At 75.2% G+C, this 12317-nt stretch carries 12 protein-coding genes and 1 pseudogene; 7 read left to right on the forward strand and 6 right to left on the reverse strand.

What is annotated here, in order from left to right; all coding sequences use genetic code 11:
* Nucleotides 1-165: 165 nt before the first annotated feature.
* On the forward strand, nucleotides 166-1674 hold the full coding sequence (locus T328_RS31410) for a DNA polymerase Y family protein (protein WP_496499625.1): 1509 nt from the start codon (nucleotides 166-168) through the stop codon (nucleotides 1672-1674).
* A 13-nt stretch (nucleotides 1675-1687) separates the two neighbouring features.
* Entirely contained in the window at nucleotides 1688-4846 is a 3159-nt protein-coding gene (locus T328_RS31415) for an error-prone DNA polymerase (RefSeq protein ID WP_496499626.1), read from the forward strand.
* Between the two features lie 187 nt (nucleotides 4847-5033).
* On the opposite strand, the gene T328_RS31420 is transcribed toward T328_RS31415, so the two are convergent.
* Complete coding sequence (locus T328_RS31420; protein WP_496499627.1) at nucleotides 5034-5798, reverse strand: class I SAM-dependent methyltransferase; 765 nt, start codon at nucleotides 5796-5798, stop codon at nucleotides 5034-5036.
* A 224-nt stretch (nucleotides 5799-6022) separates the two neighbouring features.
* Here T328_RS31420 and T328_RS31425 point away from each other — a divergent pair, with 224 nt between their 5' ends.
* Nucleotides 6023-6259, forward strand: coding sequence for a hypothetical protein (locus T328_RS31425; RefSeq protein ID WP_496499628.1), 237 nt, complete (start codon nucleotides 6023-6025; stop codon nucleotides 6257-6259).
* Between the two features lie 12 nt (nucleotides 6260-6271).
* Here the strand turns inward: T328_RS31425 and T328_RS31430 are convergent, their stop codons facing one another.
* On the reverse strand, nucleotides 6272-6682 hold the full coding sequence (locus T328_RS31430) for a winged helix-turn-helix transcriptional regulator (RefSeq protein ID WP_496499629.1): 411 nt from the start codon (nucleotides 6680-6682) through the stop codon (nucleotides 6272-6274).
* A 95-nt stretch (nucleotides 6683-6777) separates the two neighbouring features.
* Between T328_RS31430 and T328_RS31435 the strand changes: the two genes are divergently transcribed.
* Complete coding sequence (locus T328_RS31435; protein ID WP_496499630.1) at nucleotides 6778-7428, forward strand: NAD(P)-dependent oxidoreductase; 651 nt, start codon at nucleotides 6778-6780, stop codon at nucleotides 7426-7428.
* Between the two features lie 59 nt (nucleotides 7429-7487).
* Here the strand turns inward: T328_RS31435 and T328_RS31440 are convergent.
* Nucleotides 7488-8481, reverse strand: a pseudogene (locus T328_RS31440) (GlxA family transcriptional regulator).
* Between the two features lie 9 nt (nucleotides 8482-8490).
* Nucleotides 8491-8694 carry a hypothetical protein gene (locus T328_RS31445; protein ID WP_496499631.1) on the reverse strand — a complete coding sequence of 68 codons (204 nt, stop codon included), beginning with the start codon at nucleotides 8692-8694 and terminating at the stop codon, nucleotides 8491-8493.
* Nucleotides 8695-8717: 23 nt separating this feature from the next.
* On the opposite strand from T328_RS31445, the gene T328_RS31450 reads away from it, so the two are divergent.
* A complete protein-coding gene (locus T328_RS31450) occupies nucleotides 8718-8915 on the forward strand; it encodes a hypothetical protein (RefSeq protein WP_496499632.1) in 198 nt (65 codons plus the stop codon).
* A gap of 43 nt (nucleotides 8916-8958) precedes the next feature.
* On the opposite strand, the gene T328_RS31455 is transcribed toward T328_RS31450, so the two are convergent.
* Nucleotides 8959-9579, reverse strand: a complete 621-nt coding sequence (locus T328_RS31455; protein ID WP_496499633.1) for a mycothiol-dependent nitroreductase Rv2466c family protein — start codon at nucleotides 9577-9579, stop codon at nucleotides 8959-8961.
* A gap of 109 nt (nucleotides 9580-9688) precedes the next feature.
* Here T328_RS31455 and T328_RS31460 point away from each other — a divergent pair, with 109 nt between their 5' ends.
* A complete protein-coding gene (locus tag T328_RS31460) occupies nucleotides 9689-10222 on the forward strand; it encodes an AAA family ATPase (protein ID WP_496499634.1) in 534 nt (177 codons plus the stop codon).
* A 79-nt stretch (nucleotides 10223-10301) separates the two neighbouring features.
* Nucleotides 10302-11042, forward strand: coding sequence for a metallophosphoesterase family protein (locus tag T328_RS31465; protein WP_496499635.1), 741 nt, complete (start codon nucleotides 10302-10304; stop codon nucleotides 11040-11042).
* 159 nt (nucleotides 11043-11201) lie between these two features.
* On the opposite strand, the gene T328_RS31470 is transcribed toward T328_RS31465, so the two are convergent.
* Nucleotides 11202-12221, reverse strand: a complete 1020-nt coding sequence (locus T328_RS31470; protein WP_496499636.1) for a slipin family protein — start codon at nucleotides 12219-12221, stop codon at nucleotides 11202-11204.
* Nucleotides 12222-12317 lie beyond the last annotated feature (96 nt).

The raw sequence follows: 12317 nt of genomic DNA on the forward strand, positions 1-12317 counted from the left end.
TGCCAACAGCACCCGCACGACGGCCAGTTGGATCGGCCGGCGATGCCGGCCCGCCGTCGGCCACATGAGTCCCGGCTGGCCACCTTGCCCGTATCGAACAAATATCCGATTCTGGCGCTACGTGGCCGCGCCGGCCTCGGGACCGGGCTTTGCGGGAGGTGTGACATGCGATCTTTCTCGATTTGGTGCCCGGACTGGCCGGTGGTGGCCGCGGGTGCGGAGGAGGGGGAGCCGGTGGCGGTGATCGCCCGGGAGCGGGTGGTGGCCTGTTCCTCCGCGGCCCGGCGGCAGGGGGTGCGTCGCGGGATGCGGGTGCGGCAGGCGTCCGGACGCAGCCGGGAGCTGCGGCTGGTCGACCGGGACGGCGCGGCCGAGGTCCGGGCGTTCGAGCCGGTGCTGCGGTTGCTGGAGAAACGTATCGCCCCGCGGATGGAGGTGCTGCGGCCCGGGCTGGTCGTGCTGCCGGCCCGCGGGCCGGCCCGCTATTTCGGCGGCGAGGAGCGGCTGGCCGAGCAGACCATCGCCGTCCTCGAAGCCGCGGGCCACGCGGCGCGGACCGGGGCGGCGGACAGCGTCCTTGCCTCCGCCCTCGCGGTACGGGCCGGGGTGCTGGTACCCGCCGGGGAGACCGCCGCCTTCCTCGCGCCGTACCCGGTGGGGGTGCTGGGCCGTCCGCGGCTGACGCAGCTGCTGCCCCGGTTGGGCATCGCCACCCTCGGCGCGTTCGCCGCGCTGCCGTCCGAACGGGTGCTGGCACGGTTCGGGCACGACGCCGCTGCCGCTCAGCGGACCGCGCGCGGTCTGGAGGCCCGGCCGCTGAACGCCGCGGGTGCGGAGCGGGACCACAGCGTGGCGCAGGCGTTCGAGCCGGCCGAGGAGAACATCGAGCCGGTCGCCTTCATCGCCAAGAACCTCGCCGAACAGCTCCATGCCCGCCTCGCACGGGCGGGCGCGGTGTGCGCCCGGCTGCAGGTGGAGGTGCGGCTGGCCGACGGGCGGAGCCTGGGCCGGTGGTGGCGGCACGAAGGGCGGCTCTCCGCCCTGGCGGTCGCCGAGCGGGTGCGCTGGCAGCTCGCCGCCTGGGCCGGGACCGGGCAGCTTGCGGACCTCGCCGGGATCACCGCGCTGCGGCTGGTGCCGGAGGGGCTGTCGGCCGCCACCGGCCGGCAGACGCTCCTGTTCGGCCCCGGGATCGCACCGGAGGAGCTGGAGCGCGCGGCAGGCCAGCTGCAGGCGATGCTCGGCCACCGGGCCGTAGTACGCCACGAGCTGGCGGGCGGCCGCGGCCCGGCCGACCGGATCACCCGCATCCCCTACGGTGACGCCCGCACCAGGCCGATGGTCGAGGGGCCGTGGCCCGGGCGGCTGCCGGCCCCGCATCCGGCGGTGGTCTACCCCACCCCGCGCCCGGCGCGCCTGTACGCGGCGGACGGCACCCAGGTCGGGGTCTCCGGACGCACCCTGCTCACCCAGCCGCCGGCGGCACTGTCGGTCGACGGCACCGCACCGGTGGCGATCACGGGCTGGACCGGACCGTGGCCGGCGCTGGAGGAGTGGTGGATCCCCGCCCGGGCCCGGCGGCTGGCGCGGCTGCAGGTCGCCTGCGCGGACGGGCGGGCCTGGCTGCTGCGCATCGAAGGCGGCGCCTGGGGGGTGGAGGCGCTGTATGGCTGACGCGATGGGCAGTATGGCTGACGCGAGGGGTCGCGTCCTGCGCTTTCCCACGCCGTACGCCCCGAGCGCACCGGTCGGCGGGGGCTGGGCGGAGCTGCACGTGCACTCCGCCAGCAGCTTCCTCACCGGCGCCAGCCACCCGGAAGACCTGGTGGCCGAGGCGGGCCGGCTCGGCATCGAGATCATGGCGATCACCGATACCGACGGCCTGTACGCCGCGCGCCGCTTCGCCGAGGCCGCCGCCGAGCACGGCGTGGGCACCGTCTACGGCGCCGAGCTCACCCTCGGTCAGGGGCTGGGCCCCGTGGTGGTGCTCGCCCGCAGCCTGCTCGGCTTCACCCGCCTGTCCGCCGCGATCAGCGCCGGTCAGCTCGCCGGCGCCAAGGGCGCCCCGGTCTACGACCTCGACGGGTTGTCCGCCGCCGCCCGGGAGGGCGAGTGGGCCGTCCTCACCGGCTGCCCCGCCACAGGTGACGCCGCCTACGACGCCCCGGCCACCGACGCCCGGCTGGGCCAGCTCGTCGAGCTGTTCGGCCCTCAGCATCTCCACGTCGAACTCGTCGACCACCGCCTGCCCGAAGACGGACCGCGCAACGACGCCCTCCACGCCGCCGCGCAGCGCCGCAGGCTGCCGGTCGTGGCCTCGAACGCCGTCCGGTACGCGGCTCCCCGCGGCGCACGGCTGGCCGCCGCCCTGGCCGCACTGCACCGCCGCCAGGACCTCGACACCGCCGCCGGGCACCTGCCGCCGGCGCCCGCGGCGCATCTGCGCACCGCCGCGGAGATGGCCACCCTGATGTCGCGCTATCCCGATGCCGTCGCCACCGCTGTCGACCTGGCGCGCCACAGCGTCGTCGCCCTCGACCGGCTGCGTCCGCAGCTGCCCGACTTCGACGTACCCGCCGGCCACACCCCGGACGGCTATCTCCGCCGGCTGGCCGAAGAGGGCTGCACGCGCCGTTACGGGCCACGCGCCGAGCCGGCCGCGGCAGCCGCCTGGAAGCAGCTCGATCACGAGTTGACGGTGATCGCCGAGCTGGGGATGGCCGGGTACTTCCTCATCTGCTGGGACATCGTCCGGTTCGCCACCGAGCAGTCCATCTGGTGCCAGGGCCGCGGCAGCGCCGCCTCCTCCGTGGTCTGCTACGCCCTCGGCATCACCTCCGTCGACGCGCTGCGCCACGGCCTGCTGTTCGAACGGTTCCTGCACGCGGAGAAGGCCGACCCGGACATCGACATCGACTTCGAGAACGACAGGCGGGAGGAAGTGATCCAGTACCTCTACACCCGTTACGGCCGCGATCACGCCGCGCAGGTCGCGAACCTGATCACCTACCAGCCCCGGCTCTCCGTCAGGGACGCCGCCCGCGCCCTGGGCTATCCGGCGGCCCGCATCTCCGAGATGACCCGGCACATCCACCACGAACCCCCGGGCCCCGAGCTGGACGTCCCCGACGACGTCCGCGAGCTGGCGGCGCAGCTGCACACCCTGCCCCGCCATCTGGGCATCCACGTCGGCGGCATGGTGCTCACCCGCCAGCCCATCGGCGAGATCATGCCGGTGGAGTGGGCCACCCGCGAAGGCCGCTCCGTCCTGCAGGGCGACAAGGACGACGTCGCCGCCGCCGGACTGCTGAAGATCGACATTCTCGGGCTCGGCATGCTCGCCGCCCTGCATACCGCCTGCGACCTGATCGCCGAACACCACGGCGTGCACCTCGGCATGGCCTCCATCCCCCAGGACGACCCCGACGTCTACGCCATGATCGCGGCCGGGCGGACGATCGGGGTCTTCCAGGCCGAGAGCCGCGCTCAGGTCAGCACCCTGCCCCAACTGGTGCCGAAGACGTTCGACGACCTCGCCGTCGCCGCGTCGATCATCCGGCCCGGCCCGATCCAGGCCGGCTCGAAGCACCCCTACCTGCGCCGCCGCCGCGGTGAGGAACCCGTCACCTACCCCCACCCGCTCGCCGAGCCGGCCCTGTCCAAGACCCTGGGCGTCGCTCTCTGGCAGGAACAGGCCATGGCCCTGGCCATCGACTGCGCCGGCTTCACCCCCGGCGAGGCGGACCGTCTGCGTAAGGCGATGGCCGCCAAACACGCCCCGGAGAAGGTCGCCGCCCTGCGCGGCCGGCTCTTCGCCGGCATGGCCGCCAACGGCATCGACCGCCCGGCCGCCGAGAAGATCGTCGGCATGATCGAGGCGTTCAGCGACTACGGCTTCCCGCAGTCCCACGCCCAGTCGATGGCCGGGATCATCTACGCCAGCGCCTGGATCAAACACCACTACCCGCACGCCCTCCTGGCAGCGATCATGGCGCATCTGCCCATGGGCTTCTACGACTCCCAGACCCTCATCCAGGACGCCAAGCACCACGGCATCGAGGTCCGCGGCGTCGACATCACCCGCTCCGGCGTGCACGCCACGCTCGAACCCCGGCCGGCGCAGGAGGCGTGGCCCGACCGCCGGCCCGCGATCCGCCGCGGCCTGACCAGCGTGACCGGCGTCAGCGAGGACGTCGCCGAGCGCATCCTCGCCGCACGTGGCACCGGCCCCTTCCGGAGCCCGGCCGACGTCGCGCGCCGGGCCCGGCTGTCCGCCCGGCTGATGGAGCACCTGGCGATCGCCGGCGCCTTCGACCGCTTCGGCGGCGACCGCCGTACCGCACTGTGGTCCGCCGGCGCCTACGCCGGCGAGACCCAGCCCGTCCTCCCCGGCATGGACGACCTCGCCCCGGCCCCCGCCCTGCCCGCCCTGACGGCGGCCGACGCCACCGCCGCCGACCTGGCCGCCACCGGGGCCAGCGCCGCCCACCACCCCGCCGAGCACCTGCGCCCCGAACTCGCCCGCCGCGGCGCCGTCCCCGCCCGGGAGGCCCGGCGCCTGGCCGACCACGCCCGCATCGTCGTCGGCGGTCTCGCCAAGTACATCCAGCGCCCGCCCACCGCCAAGGGCGTCGTCTTCGGCGCGCTGGAAGACGAGACCGGCATGATCAATCTCGTGTTCTCGCCGCCGGTCTGGGAACGCAGCCGGCGGGCGGTCCTCGAAGCCCCGGCCGTCCTCCTCGCCGGCCACCTCGAACGCGACCGCGGTTCCGTCAACCTCATCGTCCATCGCGCCCGCGCCCTGGACGGCCCCGAACGCGCCCACAACCCCGGGAGGTTCCGCTGACTCCGGTACGTCTCGCCGCGGCGGGTGCCGGTTCCGGCGAGGCGGTCAGCGGCCGGCGGGGCGGACGAGGCCCGGAAACCCGGACGCGCCCGCGCGCAGCGCCTCGCCTCGTCGGCGTCCCGCCGGAGAGCCCACCTGCCGGGTAGCTCCCAGGTATGACGGGTACGGCCCGGCCCCGCACCTCCGCTCAGCCCCGCAGCACCGCCCGGTCGGCGACCGTGACCAGCGGCACCTCGAACTCCGCACGCTGCGTCTCCGGCCGCGCCGCCAGGTACCCCCGGACCCGCGCGAGCAACTGCGCCCGCTCGTCGTCCGGCAGCAGCAGCAGACGCGAGTGCGTGGCGACCATCGCCGTCAGCGAATCGCGCGTGTACCGCGTCCTGTTGGGGAACCGCTGCCGCTCCACCGGCTCGTACTCCCCGTGCGGCGGCAGCCGCACCTCGTCCGACAGGTCGGCGAAGCAGGCTTCGCCGCGCGTGACCTCGTCCAGCCCGATGATCCAGTCCACCTCGTGGTCGCCCTGGTTCCACAGCCCCGCGACCACCCCGCCGGGCCGCAGCACCCGGGCGATCTCCGGCAGCGCCCGCTCCGGGTCGAACCAGTGGAACGCCTGCCCCACCAGCACCGCGTCCACGGACCCGGCCGGCAGCGGGATCCGTTCCGCCGTGCCCTCGTGCGCCGGCACGTCCGGCAGCGCCCGCCGCAGCTCGTCCCGCATCGCCGCGTCCGGCTCGACGGCCGTGGTCCGCACGCCCTCGGCGACCAGCGCGGCGGTCAGCTTGCCGGTGCCGGCGGCGAGGTCGAGCACGTGCGGGTCGTCGCGGTCCGCGACCGGCTCCAGGGTCCATCGGACCGCGGCCACGGGGTAGTCGGGGCGGTATTCGGCGTAGGCCGCGGCCTGGCTGCCGAAGGAGGAGGCGCGCCGCCGGTGCAGATCGGGGTCCGTAGTCATGATCGCTACGGTACGCCGTACGCGAAGACGCGGAACAGCGGTTTCGCCGCCGCCCCGGTGCCGGGCCCGCGGCCGGTGCCGGGGCCCCGGCACCGTACGATCCTCCGCATGCCGCCCCCGCACCCCGAGCCCGCACCCGAACCGGCGGCGCAGGGCTGGCCCACCGCACCCGGCACGACCGCGCTCAGCGTGGCGATGCCGGACGTGGATCCCGTCGTACGGCAATGGGGGTACCCCCATTGCCGTACGGCGGCGTCTTCGGCGACCTCGACCCGCACCTGACCGTCGCCAACAGCGGCGGCGAGGCGGTGCACGCGGCGATCGAGGCGGACCTCGCGCCCCGGCTGCCGGTCACGGCGCGGGTGGGGGCGGTGGACCTGGTGGCGTACGACGGGAGGCGGTGGCGGGAGTGGCTGCGCTTCCCGCTGGGCGGCGGCGCGCCGGGGACGTACGAGAGCTGACGTCCCGCCGGCTCAGCCTCCCGCGGCCCCCGCGGACTCCGCGGCTTCTGCGGCCCCCGCCCGCCGCTCGTACGCCTCCCGGGCGTCGAGCAGTTCGTCCCAGTGCTCCGCCGCCCACGCGCACGCCGCGTTCAGCGGCTCCAGCATGCTCCGCCCCAGCGGCGTCAGCCCGTATTCCACCCGCTGCGGCACCCCCTCGTACGCCGTGCGCGACACCAGCCCGTCGCGCTCCAGGGTCCGCAGCGAGCGGGTCATCACCTTGGGCGTCACCCGCCGCAGCGGGACGCGGAGTTCGGAGTAGCGGCGCGGCCCGTCCTGAAGGCACCTGAGGATCAGGCCGGCCCACTTGTCGCCGAAGCGGAACGGCAGCATCGACGACGGGCACAGCTCGTCGAACATGTCGGGGCGCAGCGGCTCGCTCATCCCGCCAGCGTAGGCGGCGATCCCGGTATCCCGGAGGAAACCGCAGGTCCGGTTAGCGTGCGCGGACGAAGACGACCGAGCGGAAGGTACGCGGAATGGGCAGGATCGTGGTGTACGGGGCGGGCGGCAGGGCCGGCCGCCAGGCAGTGGCGGAGGCGCGGCGGCGCGGGCACGAGGTGGTCGCCGTGGTGCGCGACCCGGCGAAGCACGCGGCGGTCGCGGGTGCCGGCATACGGCTGGTCGCCGGGGACGCGGCGGACGTGGAGGCGGTGGCGGAGACGGCCGCCGGCTGCACGGCGGCGATCGCCGCGGCGGCGGTGTACGGGGAGGGCACGGACCCGGACGCCTTCTTCCGCGGCTCGGCGAAGGCGCTGGTGGCCGGTCTTGCGCGGGCGGACGTGCCGCGGCTGGTGCTGGTCGGGCTGGCGTCGCTGCTGCCGGACGCGACCGGCCGTCGGATCCTCGACGACCCGGCGTTCCCGGCGGAGTTCCGCCCCTTCTGCGCGGCGCACGCGGCGGGCCTGGACGTCCTGCGCTCGGCGCCGCCGGAGCTGGACTGGCTCTACGTCAGCCCGGCCGGCGACTTCGACCACGACGCCGGCCGCTCGGACCGCGGCTACCGTGTCCACCCCCACGGCGACCTCGGGGAGCGCATCTCGTACCCGGACTTCGCGGTCGCCCTGCTGGACGAGGCGGAGTCGCCGCGCCACCGCCGTACGCACCTGGCGGTGACCCGGGCGGCCTGACGAGCGGCCTGGCGGGCGGCGCAGGGACGGACCCGGACCCGGACCCGGCACCGCCCGCCTCAGCGCGCCCGCTCGCGGAACACGTGCCGGTAGGTCCGCGGCGAGACGCCCGTCTGGCGGGCGAACTGGTGCCGCAGGTTCGCCGCGCTCCCCAGCCCCGCGCGCCGCGCCACCGCCTCCACCGGCACGTCCGTGGTTTCCAGCAGCTCCTGCGCCAGCCGGACGCGCTCCTGCAGCAGCCACTGCAGCGGCGTGACGCCGAGGGTGTCGCGGAAGCGGCGGGCGAAGGTGCGCTCGGCGAGGTGCGCGGCGCGGGCCAGCCGGGCCACGGTCAGCGGCTCGTGGAGCCGGGCGCGGGCCCAGTCGAGCACGGGTGCGAGCCCGTGGTCGGGGACGGCCGGCCGGGGCGGCTGGGCCGGGAGCTTGGCGTACTGGGCCTGGCCGCCCTCGCGGTGCGGGGGTACGACCATGCGCCGGGCGACCTCGTTGGCGACCGCCGAGCCGTGGTCGCGGCGGACGAGGTGGAGGCAGAGGTCGACGGCGGCGCCGGTGCCGGCGGAGGTGAAGACGGGGCCGTCCTCGCGGTAGAGGGCGTCGGGTTCGACGCGGACGCGGGGGAAGCGGTGGGCGAAGTCGGTGGCGTTCATCCAGTGCGTCGTCGCGCGGCGGCCTCCCCCACCGGCTACGCCCTTACTGGCGGGGGTACCCCCATTGCCGCACGCCGGCCGCCGCCGGTACGTACGCGCCCGCGCACAGGGCGACGATCCGCTTGCCCGCCTCGTACGCCTTCCGCACGGCGGCGACGAGGTCCGGCGGCGGGTCGAGCTGGTGGCCGCGGGCGAGGCCGGGGATCAGCACGGTGTCGGCCTCGGCCAGGTCGCCGAGGCCGTACGGGCTTTGCAGCAGCAGCCCGGGGGCGGTGGTGAGCGGCCCGGGCTGGGCGGCGCACAGGCGCAGCTCGTACCAGGGGTCGACGAGGTCGCTGCGGTCGAGGCCGAAAACCTCGCAGGGGACGGCGGCCTGCGCCGCGCTGCTCCTCACCCTCGGCGTCATGAACGTGTACTACGCCGGCGCCGCCAAGCTGGGCGCCGCCCTCGGCCGCGACGGCGCGCTGCCGGCGCGGCTGGCGCGGGGCAGCGAGGCCGGGGAGGTGCCGCGGCGCAGCCTGGCGGTGATCTCGGCGCTGTCGTTCGCGGCGCTGGCCTCGGTGACGCTGACGGACACCGGCACGAAGCCGCTGGTGCTGCTGACGACGGGCTCGTTCACGACGGTGTATTTCGCGAGCGGGTGTGGCCGCCGCGTTCCGGCTGCTGCCGCGCGGCAGCGCGGGGCGGAAGGCGGCGGTGCCGGCGCTGGTCGCGGTCGCGGCGCTGCTGGTGGCCTCCGGCCCGTACCTGCTGTGGCCGCTGTCGGTGGCGGCGGCGGCCTGGCTCTTCACAAGGCGCCGCCGGCCGGCGACGGGGGCCGGTACGTCGGCAGCAGGGTGAGGACCGGGCGCCATTACGCCCGGTCCTTACCCGCACCTCTCGTTCAGTCGAAGCTCAGCTCGCCCGTGCGCGTCCGCTTCAGCTCGAAGAACTTCGGGTACGTCGCCATCGCCAGCGCCCCGTCGAAGATCCGCAGCGCCTCCTCGCCCCGCGGGATCGCCGTCATCACCGGTCCGAAGAACGCCACGCCGTCGATGTGGATGGTCGGGGTGCCGACCTCTTCGCCGACCGGGTCCATGCCCTCGTGGTGGCTCGTGCGCAGCGCCTTGTCGTACTCGTCGGTGGCCGCCGCGGCGGCCAGCTCGACCGGCAGGCCCACGTCGGCCAGGGCCGCCTTGATGACCGTCTCGTAGTCGTCTTCGCCCTCGTTGTGGATGCGGGTGCCGAGCGCGGTGTACAGGTCGCGCAGGACGCCCTCGCCGTGCTGCTGCGCGGCGGCGACGCACACCCGCACCGGGCCCCAGGCCCGGTCCATCAGCGCACGGTACCGCTCCGACAGGTCGCGGCCCTCGTTGAGCACGGACAGGCTCATCACCCGGAAACGGAGGTCGATGTCCCGCTGCTGCTCCACTTCGAGGATCCAGCGTGAGGTGATCCACGCGAACGGACAGACCGGGTCGAAGTAGAAGTCCACCCTGGGCGTTTCACTTGCGGCAGCGGCCATGGCCCTCTCCCTGCTGTGATACGGATACTCGCGACGGTAACGCCACCTGCAACGCCGACCGTCCCGGCCGCATTCCGAGGAGCCGCTCATTTTCCCCGACACCCCGGCCGTGCTGCTGCTGACCGGTGTCCAGGCCGCCGGCAAGTCCACCGTCGCCCAGTTGATCGCCGAACGGCTGCCGCGATCGGCGCACGTGCGCGGCGACGTCTTCCGCCGCATGGTCGTGGGCGGGCGCGCCGAGATGACGCCGGCGGGGTCGCCGGAGGCGCTGCGGCAGCTGCGACTGCGGTACGGGCTGATGGCGCACACGGCCGACGCGTACGCGGCGGCGGGGTTCACGGTGGTGGCCCAGGACGTGGTGCTGGGCGGCGAGCTGGCGCGGACCGCGGCCCTGTTCCGTACCGACCCGCTGCTCGTCGTCGTGCTGGCGCCGCGGCCGGAGGCGGTGGCGGCGCGCGAGGCGGCGCGGGCGAAGACGGCGTACGGGCCGGCGTGGAGCGTACGGGAGCTGGACGACGTGCTGCACAACGAGACCCCGCGGCTCGGGCTGTGGCTGGACACCTCCGACCAGACGCCGGCGGAGACGGCGGACGAGATCCTGGCCCGCGCCTGGCAGGAGGCCCGCGTCGAGCCGGGCCGCTGACGCCGCCCGCGCCGGGACGCCCGCCCTGCTCTCAGCGAACCTCCGTGCGTCCCGCGCCGCCGCCCGGCACCCTGGTCGCATGCCCGGGACCGTCGCCGTACTCTCCGACATCCACGGCGTGCTGCCGGCCCTCGAAGCCGTGCTCGCCGAGCCCGACGTGCGCGCCGCCGACGCCGTCGTGCTGACCGGCGACCTCGCCGCCGGCCCGCTCCCCGACCGCACCCTCGACGCGCTGACCGCGCTCGGCGAGCGTGCCGTCTGGGTCGGCGGCAACGCCGACCGGGAGCTGGTGGAGTACCGCCGCGGCGCCCGCGCCGGCAGCCCCGACCCGATCGGGCCCTGGGCGGCGGAGCAGCTGCGCGCGGAGCAGGTCGAGCTGCTGGCGGCACTGCCGGCGAGCGCCACGCTGCCGGTCGGCGGTCTCGGGCAGGTGTACTTCTGCCACGCCACCCCGCGGGCCGACGACGAGACGGTGCTGGTCGACGCGGTGGCCGGGCGCTGGGCGGAGGTGCTGGGCGGTCTCGGCCCGGAGGTGGAGACCGTGGTGCTCGGGCACACGCACATGGCGTTCGCCCGGCTGACGCACGGCCGGCTGGTGGTCAACCCGGGCAGCGTCGGCATGCCGTACGGACGCCCCGGCGCGCACTGGGCGCTACTCGGCCCGGGCGGCGCGGCGCTGCGCCGGACGCCGTACGACTACGGGGCGGCCTGCGCCCGCATCGCGGCGGAGTCCGGCTTCGCGGACGCGGCGGCGTGGGCGGACGAGTACGTGTGGGCGCGCAACTCCGCGGAGGACGCGCTCGCGGCCTTCGGCGGCTGACTCGCGAGGCCCCCCACGGGGCCCGGCTCCGGTACCCGACGCGCCATCCTCCGGTGCGCACTCACCACCGTCCGCGACGGCCTCCCCCACTACCCCCATTGCCGCAGGTCCGGCTCCACGCGCCCGCTCCCGGGCCGGCACGGACCGCGACCCCGCCCGTCAGCCCTCCCGGTCCGCCCCGTCCCGCCGCGGCGGCTCCAGCTCGTCGGCCGCCGCGTCGCCCGGCTCCACCTCCTCCGGGCGGCCCAGCGAATCCACCGGACCGAGGGGGTTCCCCGGCTCCAGCGCGCCCAGCGGGTCGATCGGGTCCACGGGCGCCGGCACCCCCTCGTCCTCGCCGGTGTCCATCTCGGGCTCCGCGCCCTCCGCCGCCGCACCCGCGGCCGGGCCGCCCGCCGCCGGCGGCTGGGCGATCACGTCCCGTTGCGCCCGCTCCAGGAACCGCAGCAGCTCCACCGGGAACGGCAGCACCAGCGTCGAGTTCTTCTCCGCCGCGACCGCACCCACCGTCTGCAGCAGCCGCAGCTGCAGCGCCGCCGGGTGGTCGGACATCTGCTGCGCCGCCTGCGCCAGCTTCCGGGACGCCTGCAGCTCGGCGTCGGCGTTGATGACCCGCGCCCGCCGGTCGCGCGCCGCCTCCGCCTGCCGGGCCATGGAACGCTTCATCGTCTCGGGCAGCGACACGTCCTTGATCTCGACCCGGTCGATGGTGACGCCCCACTCCACCGCGGGGCTGTCGATCATCAGCTCCAGCCCCTGGTTGAGCTTCTCCCGGTTGGAGAGCAGGTCGTCCAGCTCGCTCTTGCCGATGATCGACCGCAGCGACGTCTGGGCCATCTGGGAGACCGCGAAGCGGTAGTCCTCGACGTGCACGATGGCGTCGGCCGGGGCGACGACCTTGAAGTACACGACGGCGTCGACACGGACCGTCACGTTGTCGCGGGTGATGCCCTCCTGGGCCGGGATGGGCAGGGTCACGATCTGCATGTTGACCTTGCGCAGCCGGTCGACGAACGGAACGATCATCGTGAAGCCGGGGGCGCGGATCTCGGGCCTGAGCCGGCCGAGCCGGAAGACCAGCCCCCGTTCGTACTGCTTGACCACCCGGGCCCCGGCCATCACGTAGATGGCCCCGAGGCAGACGATGGTCACCACCACTGCGATCAGTGCCTCGATCATCACGGCCCCCTGCGTCGCGTGCGAGTCAGCCGTTCTCTCTCAACGGTAGCTCCGCCGCCGGGTCCGAGATATGGCCGGGAGGCCGCGGCCGTACCG

It is taken from the genome of Streptomyces sp. CNX435 (genome assembly GCF_059570575.1).

What these genes read in the sequence shown, in the direction of transcription:
- T328_RS31410 (WP_496499625.1), top strand. Translation starts at nt 166, where the DNA reads ATGCGATCTTTCTCGATTTGGTGCCCGGACTGGCCGGTGGTGGCCGCG.
- T328_RS31415 (WP_496499626.1), top strand. Translation starts at nt 1,688, where the DNA reads ATGGCTGACGCGAGGGGTCGCGTCCTGCGCTTTCCCACGCCGTACGCC.
- T328_RS31420 (WP_496499627.1), bottom strand. Translation starts at nt 5,798, where the DNA reads ATGACTACGGACCCCGATCTGCACCGGCGGCGCGCCTCCTCCTTCGGC.
- T328_RS31425 (WP_496499628.1), top strand. Translation starts at nt 6,023, where the DNA reads ATGGGGGTACCCCCATTGCCGTACGGCGGCGTCTTCGGCGACCTCGAC.
- T328_RS31430 (WP_496499629.1), bottom strand. Translation starts at nt 6,682, where the DNA reads ATGAGCGAGCCGCTGCGCCCCGACATGTTCGACGAGCTGTGCCCGTCG.
- T328_RS31435 (WP_496499630.1), top strand. Translation starts at nt 6,778, where the DNA reads ATGGGCAGGATCGTGGTGTACGGGGCGGGCGGCAGGGCCGGCCGCCAG.
- T328_RS31455 (WP_496499633.1), bottom strand. Translation starts at nt 9,579, where the DNA reads ATGGCCGCTGCCGCAAGTGAAACGCCCAGGGTGGACTTCTACTTCGAC.
- T328_RS31465 (WP_496499635.1), top strand. Translation starts at nt 10,302, where the DNA reads ATGCCCGGGACCGTCGCCGTACTCTCCGACATCCACGGCGTGCTGCCG.
- T328_RS31470 (WP_496499636.1), bottom strand. Translation starts at nt 12,221, where the DNA reads ATGATCGAGGCACTGATCGCAGTGGTGGTGACCATCGTCTGCCTCGGG.